Source organism: Bradyrhizobium sp. ARR65 (assembly GCF_000472385.1).
Classification (GTDB): domain Bacteria; phylum Pseudomonadota; class Alphaproteobacteria; order Rhizobiales; family Xanthobacteraceae; genus Bradyrhizobium.
Window position 1 is genome coordinate 1 of record NZ_AWZU01000008.1, and the last position, 16,920, is coordinate 16,920.

The 16,920-nt window shown below is 60.5% G+C and carries 12 protein-coding genes and 1 pseudogene; 10 read left to right on the forward strand and 3 right to left on the reverse strand.

Going from position 1 to position 16,920, the window contains the following annotated elements; genetic code table 11:
* The first annotated feature begins 651 nt into the window (after positions 1-651).
* The gene (locus F758_RS0111425) at positions 652-837 is read left to right on the forward strand and encodes a hypothetical protein (RefSeq protein WP_157449961.1); all 186 of its coding nucleotides are present in this window, start codon (positions 652-654) and stop codon (positions 835-837) included.
* Between the two features lie 633 nt (positions 838-1,470).
* Here the strand turns inward: F758_RS0111425 and sbmA are convergent.
* A complete protein-coding gene (gene sbmA, locus F758_RS0111440) occupies positions 1,471-2,679 on the reverse strand; it encodes a peptide antibiotic transporter SbmA (protein WP_024507996.1) in 1,209 nt (402 codons plus the stop codon).
* A 356-nt stretch (positions 2,680-3,035) separates the two neighbouring features.
* Between sbmA and F758_RS53210 the strand changes: the two genes are divergently transcribed.
* On the forward strand, positions 3,036-3,701 hold the full coding sequence (locus F758_RS53210; protein WP_157449962.1) for a transposase family protein: 666 nt from the start codon (positions 3,036-3,038) through the stop codon (positions 3,699-3,701).
* A gap of 177 nt (positions 3,702-3,878) precedes the next feature.
* Here the strand turns inward: F758_RS53210 and F758_RS53215 are convergent, their stop codons facing one another.
* Entirely contained in the window at positions 3,879-4,397 is a 519-nt protein-coding gene (locus F758_RS53215; protein ID WP_084305260.1) for a septal ring lytic transglycosylase RlpA family protein, read from the reverse strand.
* Between the two features lie 437 nt (positions 4,398-4,834).
* Here F758_RS53215 and F758_RS0111450 point away from each other — a divergent pair, with 437 nt between their 5' ends.
* Positions 4,835-5,746, forward strand: coding sequence for a Crp/Fnr family transcriptional regulator (locus tag F758_RS0111450; RefSeq protein WP_084305262.1), 912 nt, complete (start codon positions 4,835-4,837; stop codon positions 5,744-5,746).
* Between the two features lie 200 nt (positions 5,747-5,946).
* Here F758_RS0111450 and F758_RS49445 read toward each other — a convergent pair whose 3' ends face one another.
* On the reverse strand, positions 5,947-6,147 hold the full coding sequence (locus tag F758_RS49445; protein ID WP_157449963.1) for a hypothetical protein: 201 nt from the start codon (positions 6,145-6,147) through the stop codon (positions 5,947-5,949).
* Between the two features lie 430 nt (positions 6,148-6,577).
* Between F758_RS49445 and F758_RS0111455 the strand changes: the two genes are divergently transcribed.
* The 7 genes and pseudogenes from F758_RS0111455 to F758_RS43685 all read left to right on the forward strand — a co-directional run bounded on the left by F758_RS0111455 (position 6,578) and on the right by F758_RS43685 (position 16,654).
* Positions 6,578-7,846, forward strand: a complete 1,269-nt coding sequence (locus tag F758_RS0111455) for a M20 family metallopeptidase (RefSeq protein WP_024507999.1) — start codon at positions 6,578-6,580, stop codon at positions 7,844-7,846.
* A 68-nt stretch (positions 7,847-7,914) separates the two neighbouring features.
* Complete coding sequence (locus F758_RS0111460) at positions 7,915-8,580, forward strand: trimeric intracellular cation channel family protein (RefSeq protein WP_024508000.1); 666 nt, start codon at positions 7,915-7,917, stop codon at positions 8,578-8,580.
* A gap of 924 nt (positions 8,581-9,504) precedes the next feature.
* On the forward strand, positions 9,505-10,356 hold the full coding sequence (locus F758_RS0111465) for a sulfurtransferase (RefSeq protein WP_024508001.1): 852 nt from the start codon (positions 9,505-9,507) through the stop codon (positions 10,354-10,356).
* 435 nt (positions 10,357-10,791) lie between these two features.
* On the forward strand, positions 10,792-13,098 hold the full coding sequence (locus F758_RS43675) for an adenylate/guanylate cyclase domain-containing protein (RefSeq protein WP_084305264.1): 2,307 nt from the start codon (positions 10,792-10,794) through the stop codon (positions 13,096-13,098).
* Between the two features lie 591 nt (positions 13,099-13,689).
* Entirely contained in the window at positions 13,690-14,646 is a 957-nt protein-coding gene (locus tag F758_RS0111485) for an EamA family transporter (RefSeq protein WP_024508003.1), read from the forward strand.
* 119 nt (positions 14,647-14,765) lie between these two features.
* A pseudogene (locus tag F758_RS47525) lies at positions 14,766-15,732 on the forward strand (transposase); the annotation flags it as partial.
* A gap of 172 nt (positions 15,733-15,904) precedes the next feature.
* The gene (locus tag F758_RS43685; RefSeq protein ID WP_157449964.1) at positions 15,905-16,654 is read left to right on the forward strand and encodes a hypothetical protein; all 750 of its coding nucleotides are present in this window, start codon (positions 15,905-15,907) and stop codon (positions 16,652-16,654) included.
* Positions 16,655-16,920: the final 266 nt, after the last annotated feature.

The window sequence follows — 16,920 nt, forward strand, 5'->3', positions numbered from 1 at the left end:
ACGGCCGTCGCCTTTGGCTATCCAACGCGAGCGCTTGTTTTTGAACAGCGGGCACTTCTGCCTTTGGCTATCCGCGACAGGCGCCGTTTTGCTAACGGCGGGCGACGGCCTTCTGGTTCTGACTACAAGTGGCCAACGCGCGGTTCGTTCCTAAAACAAACACAATCCGTGAAGTTGGAGTGGAAACCGGGAACAGCAATTCCTCCCTCTTTTCCAAGGCAGGCGAGTGATGGAGCACAAGGATTTCGAGTACCACCTTCTGCAGATTGCTATCCACCTGGCTGGAAATGGATCATGTTTGTTGATGCGAATAGGACGCGGACCGGGCTTCATCAACGCGGGCGCATGCTGTCTTCATGCCGAGCGCACCATTGAGAGGATCGTAGGACAACCCAACCGAGCGGTGGGAGAAGAAAACTGACTGCCCCAGCTCGCAATTGCCGACGAAAGGCGACCTGTTAGTTCCAGATTTAACTCCGATCACGCCTATCAAGCTTAATAGGCGGCTTACGTTGCGGCTTTGCGGAATCGGCCTAGCATGACTTCCCGGAAATCGCCTACACGGCCGGCTCTCTAGCGAAGTTGCCGCGCGAAAATACTCCGCGCGGCTGCTCCGTCCGAACTAACAGTTTGAAAATGCGGTCGAACGCTTTGAGCGATCCCGAGGATGATCTCGATGCCAGCACGATGCCCGCATGGGCTCGCGTTTGGCATGTCTGGCGGGTAATTATCCGCAGGCGCTCGATCGACGGCGGCATTGCCTGGGGCAACGTCTGGCGGCGGCGTGATGATCGCCGGTGGATTTACAAGCGCCTGACTGGCTTTGATGATCTCTGACGTTGAGAACGCCGATGTCTCCAAAGTCCGCGAACGCAAACGGCAATGAATGGAAAGGCACTGAGCGGCGTAGAGCAAAGCGCAAGCTTCTAAACGAAACGGTCCTAGTTTCGCTTCCCGGCCAAACCGCTTACAAGCCCTACCTGCTCCGAGATTTGACCGTTTTTGGGGCCGGCCTTTGGCTGGACGGGCTCACGGTCGTGCCGGCCGCATTCAAGTTGTCGTTCGATGGTTTCCGAAACAGCTTTGAATGTTGCTTGATCTGGCGGCAGGCGGATCGCATCGGCGTAAGCTTCACCTGAAGCGATCTGTTCGGTTCCCCATTTAACTCCGCTCGCGCGTATCAACCTTAACAAGCAGCTTCTGTTGCGACTTCGCCCGCGCAACCTAGGATCGGTCTGCCGGAAATTGCCTCTCTACCGGCCCTCCGCCGAAGGCGCCGCGCGAACATACTCCGCGCGGCGGCCCCGCGTATTTAGCCGAACCGACAGGTTTTGAAAGTTTATTGCAGTCGAGCGCATCCAGATGGTCGGCCCGCTCGAGCTTGCGTTTGCCACGTTTTGCGGTTCGCAAATTCCGAAAAGCATATTCCGGCCGCGCCGGCTGCTCTTTCGGAGCGTGTGGTGGCGATGATCACGCCGGCTCCTTCTCCGCCTCGATCGATGGTAGCGGCTCGTGATAGATGACCGCCTCGAAGCCGCGCAAGCGCTTATAGATCGATATCAGATCGATAATTGTGGTCCAGGAGGTGATGAGATACTGGAACGAGCTTCGTACTTCACTGAACGCTCTCAGGATTTGGTTCATCGGGCCGAGCGTGATCTTGCCCGCAACCAGGGTAGGTATGAGTAGAACGTACGGAAAGATGACGTCGGCCTGCAGATAGACGATGCGGCCGATATTGAAATAGACGAAATTCAGGTAAAGCCGAAAGTAGTTTCGCCTAACATTGCTGAATAGAACGCCGAGCGTTGGCGGGTCGGCGTGAACAGGATCGTCCTCGCCGAGCACGAGCTCCTTGCGATAGGCGGCCTCGACCCGTTGGTTAAAGAATTCGATTGCCGGCAGTCGAATTCCGATCAATGCGAGCGCGCCGGTGCCGAACAGTGACCAGATCACAGCCGCCCAAACTAGCGGGTACGGGATCGCGCCGACCAGCGGCAGCTCGGTGACGACGTCGGACAGCTTCATCAGGATCGGCAGGAAGGCGATCAGCGTCAGCACCGATCGGATGAGACTGGCGCCAAGGTTTTCCAGAGTGTTGGCGAATCGCATCGTGTCTTCCTGCACACGCTGCGAGGCGCCTTCGATGCTGCGGAGCCGCGGCCAGTTTCGGGTATAGAACTCGTTCATCGCAGTACGCCAGCGAAAGATATAGTGACTAGTGAAGAAGCTTGTCAGCACGCTGACGATCACGGCCACAAACGCAACACCAGCAAAGATCGACAGCTGGGCGACGAACTCATCGACAGTAACCGGCCTCGACTTGGATACCGCGGCTTGGATAAGATCATAGAACGGACCGAACCAGGCATTGATGGCCACGCTCACCTGGACCTGAAAATAGGAGGCGAACAGGATCAGTGCAGAGCCCAGAATGGACCAGCCCGCCCAGGGATGCGGAGCAAACAGCGTCCAGGCGCCGGCGAAGATAGCGACGCAAAGCGCGAAGTAGAGATCGAACCAGAGCTCGGAAGGCGACCAGAAGACCGAAATCCCGACCGGCTTGGGGCCATGGACGAGAGCGCTGGCGAAACCGTACCAAATCGCCATGGATAGGGCGGTCCAAAGCAGAGCCGTTAGAAGGAACAGTTTGGGGCGGGGGAAAAACGAAACGAACATGTCAGGGGGCGCTCTGATCCGAAGGAGATGGGGCTTGTCGAACGATTGCGTGGGAAAACGGGACCCAGGCCGCACGGTCTCGAGCCAGAACGTAGAACAAGCAGTGCGGCGGGGCTAGCCCGGCCCGCACGGTCAGGCCGCGCCGGGGAACTGACCGCTCGCGCGCCGATCTCGCACAAGTTGCGCGCCCGCATGATGCAGCCCGTGACCGCGCATCCGTGCCAACGAGCGGTCCACGACACTTGACTTGACGGGCGCACGCGTGGCGAAGGACGCGGCGTCCACCACAAGACGCTGGTCGCGGCCGATGCCGAAGTCGTCAACGTGAAACGGGGACCAATGCGACGCGCACAGAAATGGCCGCTACGCCTGCGGCTCGGTCATTCCGGACCGCAGCGCCGTCCGGAAGTGTCGGCCTGTGTCCATCGTGCGCAACAGTTTCGCGGCGTATCCATAGCCGGTGTCGGCGACGCGTGACCGATCTGCCGCTGTCCGGGCGGGTCGTAGAGCTCCTGGTGATCGCCCGCCGCTTCCGCTGCGACGTCGTCCTATGTGGACGCCACATCTCGCCAACGGGAGAAGTGATCCGCTGGGACTTGATCGACACGATCCCCATGATCGGCTCGCCAGCAGCGCGGCGCCGTCGCCTCGGTGGGCGTCGCGGGGCGCGCCTCTTTGGCGGTGGCGCCAGCGGTCAGCACAATCAATGCGGCCATCGCGGCGAGCGATACTACGGCGGAAGTCACCCAACCCGGCATCTCCACCGTGGATCGCGCCGTCATGGATCGATTTCGCATGCAATGCCCCGGTTGATATGCCTGTCCCGCGCTTGTGTCGATCAAGATCGGCGACCAGCTTATTTGACTCACCCCGACACGGCTAGACAGACCCGATGTCGGATGTTGGCCCGAACGCGAAATCCGGCAAGGCTTACGAACAGTCAGCTTATCGCAATAGACCGTAAACGACTGGCCGGCCTTCAACCGGCGCTTTTGATCCCCAAGAGACATGCTCGACTCTGAATTGCTGCTGCAAAATTGGGGCTTAGCCGCTCGCGCTCGATGGTGGGCCTGCTATCGATGGATGACGCGCTCGCGGTTCATCTCCGGATTCTTTATGCCTTTCCATTCCCCGCTGCGGCGGAGAAATTCGTGGTGGGACTTAGCAGCACAAGCTGTGGTGGGACTTAGCAGCACAAGCTAAAGCACCTCAGCGCGAACTTGGACCACGCCACGACCCGTAATCTCCAAGCTGCGCGCCGCGCCGAGCGAAAGGTCGAGGATGCGGCCGCGAACCCTCGGTCCGCGGTCGGTTATGCGAACTACTACGGACCTCCTGGTCGCAAGATCAGTGACGCGAACCCTTGTGCCGAACGGCAGACTGCGGTGGGCTGCGGTTGGCAAATTCCGATTGAACGACGAACCGCTCGCTGTTTTTCCGGTCCGATACGAATAGTATGAGGCCTTTCCGGAAAAAACTCGGTTGAAGGTTCGAGTGGCTGAGCGATCTCCTGAACCATGTGTGGGCTCTGCTCCAATCGGAGCCTGCGTTTGCGAATCCTGCTGATCGTGGCCGGGCGCCTCGGGAGCTGGCTCTGCGTGTGCCTTCGGAATGATGGACCATCTCTCATTGAAGGTTTGTGCTGCAGCAGGGTCCACATGTATCCCCAACCACGCCGGGACTGTCGCAATCGCGACTATTCTTGAAAAAAGATGCATGATCGCCTCACAAACCAACACAATGCAAAATCATGAGTCTGTGTTCCTGCACATGGAGAAAGTCCCGCTCCTCGCGCCGGTAAAAGGTGAATGAATACCTGATACTTTCGGCGCCGTACTTGTGTAGGCCGGTTTAGACGCACCGCAGCAAGAAACACCGATTTCGTCTCTTCCTTGTCGTCCAGAGGAGACGAGGAGACAGTCGTACCGATGCATCGCCGCTGCTCAAAGAAGGCGCAGTTGTAGTTCATGCTCGCGCGTCGGCAGCTCGGTGATGTGGTTGGCGATATCACGAGCGTATTCAGCTCGCAGCGGCCGCGGGCAGCGGGAATCGGATCGTCCAAGGCGCGATGCCAGCCCATCTTCGGCATCAATCGTAATCCCGCACGTTCAAAATGGCCCCGGTTTAGAGCCGAGGTCGCCGGGCCCGAGGACTCATGCAGCCGTTTCTGGGTTTGGGCTCGCTAGCCATCCGGTGTTTTACGGGTGCAGTCTTTAAACCATGTGATTTTTCTTCCACCCATGCTTGGGGTGCTATTGAGTGGCCGGTTGGGTCATTTTTCATTGGGGCAGGTTCATTGGTCGCGATTGGAAATCGGCTTCTGGCAGCCTTGCCGCCGACAGATTTGGGCTTGCTCACGCCCCACTTCCACAAAGTCTTGTTCGAACCCGACACCGTCTTGGTGCGGTCGGACGATGAGCTCGATCAGGTTTATTTTCCCCATAGTGGCGCCATCGCCTTCATGATCGATATGCCAGACGGACTAACGGTCGCCACCACGTTGGTAGGGCGGGAAGGCGCATTGGCATCGCTCTCCGTGCTCGGCCCCTCGCTTTCGTCCGTCACCGCGACTGCTCGCCTGGCCGGCACCGCGTCAGTGATTTCCGCAGCGAAATTCCGGGTCGCCTATGCCCGAAGCGCGGCCATCAGGCACGTCGTGCAGGTCCACGCCCGCGCGCTGTTGTTGCAGCTCCAGCACGTGGCCGCCTGCAATGCGCTGCATCGGGTGGATGGCCGCATGGCGCGGTGGCTGCTGCAACTCCACGACCGCGTTCCCGATGATCTCCTTCCGCTGACGCAGGAGGCGCTTGCCCAATTGGTCGGGGTGCGGCGGACGACGGTGACGCTGACTATGAACAATCTTCGAGGGGCGGGCGCCATTGCGTCCTACCGGCGCGGCTTCGTCGAGATCGACCGAGCGCGGCTCGAAGCTGTGGCATGCAACTGCTACGCGCTGATGCAACGCAGAATCGATCGCATGTACTGTCAGGAATTGTCCGCTCCGCGAGCTGCACTTCCGCCGTTCCGAGAAAGCTCCATTGTCGGCTCCGACGAAGCGGGTAGTTAATCCAAAGCCGCTTCGCGAGAGACGAACTTGAGTATCAGGTGAAAGTCATCAAGTGCGGGGTCGGATGGGGCTCAAAGGTCTTTTGTCGCGAACAGAGAACTGCCTAAACTTTAGTAGGTGAACGCGGTGCCAGGCTCCTTGATCTTCACAGAAGTCCCACTCTCGTGCATCCAGAGTCGAGCCCTTTCGCGATCGCGAGATCAAAACCAGCTTTGCATTCTGCACGCGTACCATTGAGCTGATGGATAAAAGTCACCCTTGATCTTCTCGATGTAGATGCGGCCGTCCTGTGCCGGCTCGACGGCGTTGGCCAGCCTCAGTTTTGCGGGCGGTGGCTTCTGGATCGGCGAAGGGGCGATCAGAGACGAACTTGATGCTGCGGCGTTATCTGCTTCGTCCACTGCAGGGAATGCGCACATCCCTCGCGTGCGTTGTCCCCTGTGTACCGAAAGCGGACATGAACGTCGCTTTCGGGATGGCACAACAGGCGACACGGGCAAGATCGACGATGCAAAGGGTTCATTCCGTGATTCGCGAATGACGCGACATGGATTGCCTGCGGTCGCCGTGTGGAAATGTCATTCCTCGCCACGAAGCCAGCCCCGATCAAGCTGCATACGACCGGCGGACTGCCGGTATTTTGGGACGACGCTGCCTACAGAGATTATTCCCCTCGAGCCATTCCTCGCGGAAAGGGCGTCAACTTCGCTTGAAGAAATCTTATATGAGTTGCGCCTGATGAAAATGGGCGCGAGGCTTCCTAATTGAGTTCATCCACGGGCGTTTATTCAGTCGTACGCCATCAATGCCCTAAACTGCAGGGGTTGACTCATGGTCAACACTCAGGCGCTTTCTTCCGATCCCGCACTGCGCAACCTCGATGGAATGCTTCCTGATCTGGAGGCCCTCTACAGAGACGTTCACTCGCATCCAGAGCTCTCGATGCAGGAGACGCGCACAGCGGGCCTCGCGGCCGACCGGCTTCGAGCCGCCGGCTACGAAGTAACTACCGGGGTCGGCAAAACCGGTGTCGTAGGTCTACTCCGCAACGGCGAAGGACCGACAGTCATGTTGCGCGCCGACATGGACGCGCTGCCGATCCAGGAGGCGACGGCTCTTCCCTATGCCAGCAAAGCGACAGCGATGGACCGCGAAGGCAAGACGGTCCCCGTCTCACATATGTGCGGCCACGACATGCACGTCACTTGGCTCGCGGGCGCTACCAAGCTAATGGCGGATGCCCGGACCTCGTGGCGCGGCACGCTGATGGCGGTCTTCCAGCCCGCAGAAGAAACGGGCGAAGGCGCGCAAGCCATGATCGACGATGGCCTCTTCAAACACTTTCCAAAGCCCGACGTGATTTTAGGTCAGCACGTCATGGTAGGCCCTGCGGGAACGGTCGCCGGGCGCGCCGGCGCGATCACGTCGGCGGCGGACAGCCTGCAAATCCGCCTGTTCGGGCGGGGCGCACACGGATCGATGCCCCAGGCCAGCATCGATCCCGTCGTCATGGCGGCCTCGACCGTGCTGCGACTGCAAACGATCATTTCGCGCGAGGTGGCTGCGGCCGAAGCTGCGGTTTTGACAGTGGGTGTCCTGCAGGCCGGAACGAAGGAAAACGTCATTCCGGACGAGGCCATCATCAAACTGAATGTCCGGACCTTCGATGCGGGCGTGCGCAAGCGCGTCCTGGCCGCGATCGAGCGGATCGCCAACGCCGAGGCGGCTGCTTCCGGGGCGCCTCAGCCGCCGGAAATCACGACGATCGATCAGTACCCCCTCAACGTGAACAACCAAGATGCCGCCAAGCGAGTGGCAGATGCTTTTCGCGGACATTTCGGAGCGGAGCGAGTCCGGGAAACGGGGCCGGCTCCCGCCAGCGAGGATTTCGGATCGTTCGGATCCGAGTGGCACGTGCCATCGGTCTTCTGGTTCGTCGGCGGCACCGATCCGAAGACGTACGCGCAGGCCAAGGAGGCGAACAAAATCAACGAACTTCCGGTGAACCACAGTCCGAAATTCGCGCCCCTTCTCCATCCGACGCTACGAACCGGCGTCGAAGCGCTGGTCGTCGCGGCCCGGGCCTGGCTACCGGCATAGGAATGCGAGCCGGCCTGCTAGCCGATCGAAGCATGTTCGTCCTCTCTTAAGGCAAGGAAAGCGGCATCATGGACAAGCTTCCGCTTGTGCTCGATCTGAGCGGCACTTTCGTCTTCGCGCTCAGCGGGGCGTTGGCAGGTGCCCGGCGAGAGCTGGATTTGTTCGGCGTTCTGGTGTTGTCGTTTGCGGCGGGAAATTCGGGAGGGATCACGCGCGACCTCCTGATCGGCGCCGTTCCACCCGGGGCGGTCGGCGACTGGCGCTATCTCGGCGTGTCGCTCCTGGCCGGCATCATCACCTTCTACTGCTCGCCCCTCATCGTGCGGATGTCGAATCCGATCCTCATTTTCGACGCGGCGGGCCTCGCGCTCTTCGCCGTTACGGGCTCTTCGAAGGCACTGGCCCACGGACTGAATCCCGTGATGGCGACGGCACTCGGCATGGTGACCGGCATCGGCGGCGGCATGGTGCGCGACGTGCTGCTGGCCGAAATTCCCACGGTGCTGCGCGCGGAACTCTATGCCGTCGCCGCATTGGCCGCGGCAGCCATCGTGGTGATCGGCCACATGCTACAGCTACCGGTCGCCGCGGTCACGGCGGTGGCGCTGATTTCATGCTTCCTACTTCGCGTCATGTCGATCAGGCGCGGTTGGCGGCTTCCGGTCGCTAAGATCAAGGAACGAGACGATCCAAATACCGCGAAGAAGAGTTTGAACGACACCGGACGATCTTAGACCGGATTCGTCGAAGGACTGAGGACCGCTAAGGCACGCGAGCCGTAATACTTGCGGCGAGCAAATCCAGTCGGCTTTGCCTCCGACAGAAGACCTCAGCGAGACCTGCTAAATCTGTCGCGATTGGCCTCCGGAAATTCTCGGAGCCGCAGTCGTCGCCTTCGGACGGGCTGCCAATCAGGTCGGGGCGGCGTACTTACCGCCGACCGAGCCGCGGGGCGGGTCAGTCAAGCTGACTTGCTCTATCAGTGCCGGAGCGAAGCTGGCGACACTAGGTGCGGTCATTTTTCAGGCGCGTCAGGTCGCGTGGAACGTAGTTGCCCTTGAAACGGGACGTGCCGAAATCGGCGTCTGGAGCGAGCGAGCAGCGCTGATGCCATCGGCAGGCACGTTCTCACAAGGCACGCGTGATCATAGGCATCACGGACCTGACGGCTTAAGGCTCGTTTCTTCGTAAGAGACAGACTGCAGGTGCGAATGGCGTACTCGATGAGGCGCCATCCGCCGAAAGTCGACCGACAATGATTGCGGTGGAGCACGCAGGCTGCTCTGAAGTATGCGGGAAGGCGCTGCCCAGCCGACCTTCACACCCCCTCGACAAGCGCCGTAAAGTGCGATCCAATACCTTAGCGGGCTGGAGATGTATCGTGGCTCCCTATGCTGTCAGCTTCTCGCGCAGGAATTTTCGCGCTGCGTTAGACGCTGCGAGCTTCTCACTCAAGGACTAGGTGGGCTGCTGCTCGTCGACCGAGGCCGCGCCCCGGCGGCGGCCGATGAGGCCAGGGAGCCATCCCCGATGGATGGCGTTCACGTGCGCGCTTATGGACAGACCCCGTTAGTGGGCGATCCGTTCGAGCCGAGTGACCACACTAGCACGCGCCGCACGGGCGCCGATGTCCGTGGAGACCAACAGGGAGGATTTTCATGACCCAGTATGCTGATCCCAAAATGCTGGTTGATACCGGCTGGGTAGCGACGCACCGGAGCGATCTGAACATCCGTCTCGCCGAAGTCGACGTCGACACGGGTGGGTACGACCAAGGGCACATTCCAGGTGCGCTTGCCTGGAATTGGACGACACAGCTCTGCGACACGCTGCAGCGTGACATCATCCCGCCCGACGACTTCCGACGCCTGATGGAGGAGACGGGGATTGCGAACGACACGACCGTGATCCTATACGGCGACAACAACAACTGGTTCGCCGCCTGGGCGCTGTGGCAGATGAAGATCTACGGCCACTCGGACGTTCGCCTGATGAACGGCGGGCGCCGCAAATGGCTCGAGGAAGGGCGACAGCTGACGACGGACGTGCCGCAAATCGCTCGCAGCAGCTACACGCTGCCCGGTGAGCCCGATTTCTCTATCCGGGCTTATCTCGGCGAAGCGCAGATGGCCGCGGCGGAAAAGAGCGCCGTGCTGGTGGACGTGCGGAGCCCCGATGAGTTCACGGGTCGCATCCTGGCGCCGCCCGGCCTTCCCGAGACCTGCCAGCGCGGCGGGCACATCCCGGGCGCGCGAAATATCCCCTGGGCCAAGGTCTGCAACGAGGACGGCACATTCAAATCCGCAGACGAACTTCGTGCTCTCTACGAGGGTGAGGGGGTGACCCAGGATCGTCCGACGATCGCCTATTGTCGCATCGGCGAGCGCTCGAGCCACACTTGGTTCGTGCTTAAATATCTCCTGGGCTACCCCGACGTGAGGAATTACGACGGTTCCTGGACCGAGTGGGGCAACCTCGTCCGCGCGCCAATCGAGCGCGCCGCGGCGTGATTGTTCGAAGGAGAAGCGTCATGCAAAGCGAAACGGCGCTGCGCGCCGAGGAGTATCGGCGCCGGCGACATAACATCGAAGCCTGGGACGTTGGCATTACATCGTACAAGCTCGGTGGTCGGTACCGCTGCGAGGTTGAGAATGCTGACGCGGGAGTCCGACTGGCGCGAGGCGAAGGAACCACCCGCGAGGAGGCGGAAGCCGAGGCGCTCAAGAGGGCAAGAGAATTGTTGGCGCGGACACGGGTATACCCACTGCGCTAACGATTTGCGCAAGAATCGGATTTGGCCACGCCCAATTTAGGCGCGCTCTTTCGCTTTCCGGCGGCGGTACCCCGGTCAGCCTCAATGCGGCGCCAGCGCCGCTAGTGCGGGGCAAGTTCGTCGTGCTAGACTTTGAAATCAGCGCGCGACTGGCGGGGCCAGGGAGGGGCGCATGGAATGTCCGAGCTGCCGGGCCGACATTCCGGAGGAGAGTAAGTTTTGCGAGGAGTGCGGCGCGGCTCTTCCAGGCCGGTGCCCATCCTGTGGCGCTGTGGTTCGGCCAGGTGCAAAGTTCTGTTCCGCGTGCGGTAAAAGGCTGACGCCGAGCAACCGTGATCCAACCACCGCGACGCCGGCGGTTTCGCCTCCGCACATTGTGTCAGCTGGAGCATGCGCCGAGCGCCGGCAGCTCGCAGTCATGTTCTGCGATCTCGTCAACTCAACGGCGCTCTCGGCGAGGCTTGATCCCGAAGACATGCGTGAGGTGATGCATGTCTACCATGATCGCTGCTCCAGCGTTGTCAAAAGGTTCGAAGGGTTCGTCGCCAAATTCATGGGCGATGGCGTCCTCGTCTATTTTGGTTACCCGCACGCCCATGAGGACGACGCAGAGCGCGCGGTCCACGCCGGTCTGGCTCTGGTTGAGACCGTCGGCGCAATCGCGCTTCCGTTCCCTGGCGAGCTGAAGCTGCAAACCCGCGTCGGCATCGCCACGGGCCTGGTGGTGGTCGGCGACCTCATCGGAAGCGGAGCGGCTCAGGAGGAAGCGGTGGTTGGCGAAACGCCGAACCTGGCTGCCCGGCTGCAGGGTTTGGCGGCTCCGAACACCGTCGTGATTGCCGCCGATACCCGGCGCCTGACGGGCGGGCTATTTGAATATCGCGACCTCGGCGCCGTGACGCTCAAGGGCTTCGCCGATCCGGTGCGGGCATGGCAGGTGGTCGGCCTGAGCACGATCGAGAGCCGCTTCGAGGCGCTTCGCGCCGCCAGCTCCAGCACACCGCTGATCGGCCGCGACGAAGAACTCGATCTTCTGATGCGCCGCTGGCAGCAGGCGAAGGAAGGCGATGGCCGGGTCGTGCTGCTGTCCGGTGAGCCAGGCATCGGGAAGTCGCGTCTGACCGAGGCGATAGAAGAACGGTTGAAAGGCGAGCCGCACACTCGGCTGCGCTTTTTCTGCTCGCCTCATCATGGGGACACCGCGCTTCACCCCGTCGTCAGCCAATTGGAGCACGCCGCGGCATTTGAGCGGGACGACAATGCCGAGCGCCGGCTCGGCAAGCTCGAGGCGATCCTCGCTCCGTCAGCAAAGGACACGAAGCATGCCACCAGCCTGTTGGCGGATCTGCTATCGATCGGCGGCGATCGCTCCCCGGCGCTGCAGCTCGAACCGCAGAGGCGCAAAGAGGAAACCCTCGAGGCATTGATAGCCCAGCTTGCCGGGCTCGCTGCGCATCGACCGGTGTTGATGGTGTTTGAGGACGTGCACTGGATCGATCCCATTTCGCTCGAACTCCTTGAGCTGACGGTGGAGCGGATTCAGTCCTTGCGGATGTTGCTCGTTATCACCTGCCGGCCGGCATTTCCGTCGCCCTGGACCGGCGATGCACACGTCACGACATTGACGCTCAGCCGTCTGGGCCCCCGACACGGCGCCGAATTGGTGAACCGCCTCACCGGCAACAAAGAATTGCCCTCGGCGATCCGTGATCAGATCACCGCTCACGCCGATGGCGTCCCGCTCTTCGTCGAGGAACTGACTAAGACGGTATTGGAAAGCGGTTTGTTGAAGGACGCGGGTGATCAATACGTTTTGACTGGTCCGGTGCCGCCGCTGGCGATTCCAACGACGCTGCATGCCTCGTTGATGGCACGGCTCGATCGGTTGGCACCGATCCGAGAAGTCGCGCAAATCGGCGCGGCTATCGGGCGCGAGTTTTCATACGACTTGCTGGCCGCCCTGGTCCCCCTACCGGAAAGCTCCTTGCAAGAAGCAGTGGAGCGCCTCGTCCACTCCGAATTGGTCTTCTGTCGCGGCACGCCACCCGGCGCAACCTACACGTTCAAACACGCCCTGATCCGGGATGCGGCGTATGCGACCTTGCTGCGGAGCAGACGGCAGGAGCTCCACGCACGGATTGCGAAAGTGCTGGAGGATCGGTTTCCGAAGACGGTGGAGATGCATCCCGAGATCCTCGCCCACCATTGGTCGCAAGCGGGCCTGGTCGAGAAAGCGGCCTTTTATGCAGGAAAGACTTGGCTGCATGCCGACGGCTATCAGCGACGGCAGCAGCGCCTCGGTGATTGGGAGATCGGGGTGGTTTCATACAAGCTGGGCAACCGATATCGCTGCGAGGTGGACAATGTCAGCCCCGGAACACGCCTCGCGCGCGGTGAGGGCGCAACTCGGGCGGAGGCGGAAGCGCAGGCTCTGAACGAGGCGCGCAAGATGTTGGCCGGAACACGGGTGCGCTCCTAGGTGTCCGATAGCATCTCGTGACTATCAAAAAAGCTGCGCGAATGATGTGCTATTTAGGCAGGACAGAAACAGCAGCGGCTCAGAAGCCTGCGTACCCGACGCAAGGTCACCTTTGGGTCACAGTGCGCGAACGCCGGCGAAAATATTCTTGTTCAGGTGGACGAACTGTCCGGCAGCTTCGACCACAACAGCGGCCGCGATGAGCGGGATGACGTATGCCACAGTAACCTGCCGTTGAGTCCGCAGTTATGCTGGGAAAAGTTAAACGGATCGTTCTTCGGACCTTAAACTATCTGCGACGAACGATGCGATAGCCGATAGCGCTACCACCAGAGTTTGCGATCTCGGATCGGCAATTACAGTGCAGCGTTGATCAACCGGCAGGTAATTTTATGGGAGCTTGTACCCGACCTTGCCAGCGAAAATCGCCCTCGCCCAACGGGTGACTACAGCACCTTTAGCAATCCGCATGTTTACACGGAAGAACCGGAGGACGCTCTGACTAATCTCGACTGCCTCCAAGCAGGAACGCATCGACGTAGGGCTCGTTAACTCACGCGAAAACATTGCTCGATGCTGCCAGAGGCTGTCATGGAGGAGCGTACAGTCCCGTTGAAGATCATGGGAGCGTTTGCGGCGATCTACCTCCTATGGGGCGGGACTTATCTCGCCATTGCCTTGAGCCTGCTATCAATCCCCGCCTTTATGCTCATCGCGTCTCGCTCTCTTGTTGGCGGCGCGGTGCTTCTCTTGATCGCGTACTTTCGAGGCTCGGGGCTGCGTCCTCTCGCCGACTGGGGCCATGCGGCGGTTGGCGGCGCATTTTTTTTCGTCGGCTGCCACGGCGCTCTAGCGTACGCCCAGCGCCAGGTGCCATCCGGCCTTGCAGCGGTCCTCCTGGCAACAATTCCGTTCTGGATCGTCCTTGTGAACACCGTGATCGCACGCAGCGAGCCACTGGGAAAACTGCTGGGACTCCTTCCGGGATTTGCTGGGGTCGCACTGCTTGCTTGGCATGATACATCAAGCTCCACTCGGCCGCTCTCCTGGATGATGATCCTATTGTTGTTGGCGTCGGCTCTGTCCTGGGCCTTAGGGACCGTCTATTCACAACGACGAGCCGCCCATATTCCGAGCGACCAGCTTGCAGCCATGCAGCTCATTTGCGGCGGCGTGGTTTTACTACTCGTCAGCGCGTTTGCTGGCGAGTGGAGAGCATTCGCAATTGAGAACGTCACGGTGATGTCGATTACCGGTATGCTCTACCTTGCGCTGCTTGGGAGCGTTGTCGGGAACACGGCCTACCTATGGCTCCTGGACCGCATGTCGGCACCAATCGTCGCGACATACACTTTCGTGAACCCGATTGTCGCGCTGCTCCTCGGCTGGTGGGTGCTTGGCGAACAGGTCACCTGGATCACCTTATGCGCAGCGGCTTTGGTTGTCAGTTCGATTATGATGCTCCTGGCATTCCCTACACCGCCGGCGAGAAGCATCTCTGACATCGAGCCCATTGAAGCTCGCTTGCGAAAAGGCGATGTTGCGTGAGCTTGGTAGGAGACTCGGGGAGCAAGGCAACGTTGTCCGCCTTGGGACCAGGCTGTGTGAAAACGCTCTGTTTGAAGTGATTCGCGCGATAAGATTCCCTGCGATTTGCGGGGCAGCCGATGAAGCGTTTTGTTGAAGGAGTGCATCGTGGACGGAGCACCCTATTTCCAGCGTTGCTCGATGATTATGTGATCGGAGACAACCCGGTGCGAGCGGTCGACGTGTTCGTCGACGGCCTCCATTTCGATAAGATCGGGTTCGTCGGGGTCCAGCCACTCGACACCGGTCGACCCAGCTATCACCCCGGTACGATGCTCAAGCTTTACATCTACGGCTATCTTAATCGGATTCCATCCGAGCCGGCGCCTGGAGCGGCAATGCAAGCGCAACATCGAGATGATTTGGTTGACCCGGCAACGGGCGCCGGACTTCAAGGCCATTGCGGATTTCCGTAAGGACAATGGCGAGGCCATTCGTAAGGTCTGTCGCGAGTTCGTTGCGCCGTGCCGCAAGCTTGAGCAGTTCAGTGCAGCGAGCGTCGCAATTGACGGATCAAAGTTCAAGGTTGTGAATACACGGGACAAGAACTTCACCGAGGTCAAGATGAAGAGGCGCTTTGAGCGGATCGACCAAAGCATAGCCCGCTATCTCTCTCAGCTTGAAACCGCCGATCGGCATGGCGATGCGGTGCCGGTGGTGAAGGTTGAGCGGCTCAAGGGCAAGAGATCGAAAAGCTCAAGGAGGAGATCGTCCGGCTCAACGCGATCAACGCGGAGATGATGAAGAGCGAGGACAAGCAGATCTGGCTCTCCGATCTTGACGCACGTTCCATGGCGACAAGCGGCAAGGACACCGGCATCGTTGGCTACAACGTGCAGATTGCGGTTGATACGCAGCATCATCTTATCGTCGCTCATGATGTGACCAACGTTGGCACCGATCGCCACCAACTCGCCAACATGGCCGAGCAGGCTCGTGCCGAGATGGCTGTCGAGACGCTCGAGCGTCGTTGCTGATCGCGGCTATTACGACAATGAAGAGCTCCGTGCCTGTGAGCAGGCGGGCTTCACGGTGACATTGCCGCGGCGGAGGATATCTATCACTGCCCTGCCGGTGAACGGCTGACGTATCGCTTCACCAAGCCGCGCAGGAGCTGCGGGCCGGCGAAGTGGACGCCGTGTGGATACTCGGTTCGCCGAACACGTCGGCCGTGCAATCGATGCTGCGCAGCCCGAACGTCCGGCTCATGAATTTCCCCATGGCAGAAGCGTTCACCCGCGTAATGCCAAGCCTCGTGCGACTAGACCTTCCGGAAGGCGTCATCGACATCGCAGAGAACATCCCGGCCTATGACGTTCCGCTCCTCGCGACGACCATGAGCGTGCAGGTCCGTAGCGACCTGCATCCGGAAATCGTCAGCCTGCTTCTCCAGACTATGCGGGAGATCCACAGAGCGCCCGGCATCTTTCAACGCGCCGGCCAGTTTCCGATGCCGACTGACCCGGACTTTCCGGTCGCCGCTGCCGCTGTGCATTTTTACAAGAATGGTCCCTCCTTTCTGCAGAGACATCTGCCGCTCTGGCTAACCGTTCACGCGCAAAGAGCGATCGCGGTGCTTGTGACCGCAATTGCGATCGGGCTGCCTCTCTTCCGATTCCTGCCCGCAGCATACGAGTGGCACATCCGGAGGCGCCTGCTCTATTGGTATAGCCAGCTCAAGACGCTGGAAGTCTCCATCGAAGGTGACCAAGGCAGCAAGGATCAGGCCGCCACACAAGCGGCGGTAGACAAGATCGAAGAAGCGCTGAGCCACACCCGTTTCCCGCTCGGCTTCGCAAACCAGGTCTATGATCTGCGGGGGCATATCGATGTTGTCCGCCGCCGATTGGCCGCACAGACCGGGGCACCGAACAACCAGGAGATGGAGAAGGTGCCACTCCGCGCGTCTGCGCTCTCTGATGCAGACCTCCGAAACCGCCCGCACCAAGTCGGCGGCACCGTCGCGTGACGTTGCTTCTGCTACGAGTTGCCTTGCGCTTCATAGCGCTTAGGAGGCCGGTTTCTTGTGCAGATGGCCAGCCGCAGCACTTCCGGTTCGGCTCATTCGCCGCGACCTAAAGCGGTCCCACCGCCCCCCCCGCGTCCGCAAGCCTCTGAAAGCAGACACGATCTGCGCGTCACAATGCATGCCCGGTGCCCTCACAAAAGCAACCGGCAACCCGGTAGGCCTGGATTTTATTGCAGCGCCCGTTGCGATAGTCCGCACCGTGGCCG

Excerpts from the sequence above, each read along its gene's own strand:
- F758_RS43675 (WP_084305264.1), top strand. The coding sequence starts at position 10,792 with ATGGAATGTCCGAGCTGCCGGGCCGACATTCCGGAGGAGAGTAAGTTT.
- F758_RS0111465 (WP_024508001.1), top strand. The coding sequence starts at position 9,505 with ATGACCCAGTATGCTGATCCCAAAATGCTGGTTGATACCGGCTGGGTA.
- F758_RS53210 (WP_157449962.1), top strand. The coding sequence starts at position 3,036 with ATGGCCGCTACGCCTGCGGCTCGGTCATTCCGGACCGCAGCGCCGTCC.
- F758_RS0111460 (WP_024508000.1), top strand. The coding sequence starts at position 7,915 with ATGGACAAGCTTCCGCTTGTGCTCGATCTGAGCGGCACTTTCGTCTTC.
- F758_RS0111450 (WP_084305262.1), top strand. The coding sequence starts at position 4,835 with ATGCAGCCGTTTCTGGGTTTGGGCTCGCTAGCCATCCGGTGTTTTACG.
- F758_RS0111485 (WP_024508003.1), top strand. The coding sequence starts at position 13,690 with ATGGAGGAGCGTACAGTCCCGTTGAAGATCATGGGAGCGTTTGCGGCG.
- F758_RS0111455 (WP_024507999.1), top strand. The coding sequence starts at position 6,578 with ATGGTCAACACTCAGGCGCTTTCTTCCGATCCCGCACTGCGCAACCTC.
- F758_RS53215 (WP_084305260.1), bottom strand. The coding sequence starts at position 4,397 with ATGCATCTTTTTTCAAGAATAGTCGCGATTGCGACAGTCCCGGCGTGG.
- sbmA (WP_024507996.1), bottom strand. The coding sequence starts at position 2,679 with ATGTTCGTTTCGTTTTTCCCCCGCCCCAAACTGTTCCTTCTAACGGCT.
- F758_RS43685 (WP_157449964.1), top strand. The coding sequence starts at position 15,905 with ATGGCAGAAGCGTTCACCCGCGTAATGCCAAGCCTCGTGCGACTAGAC.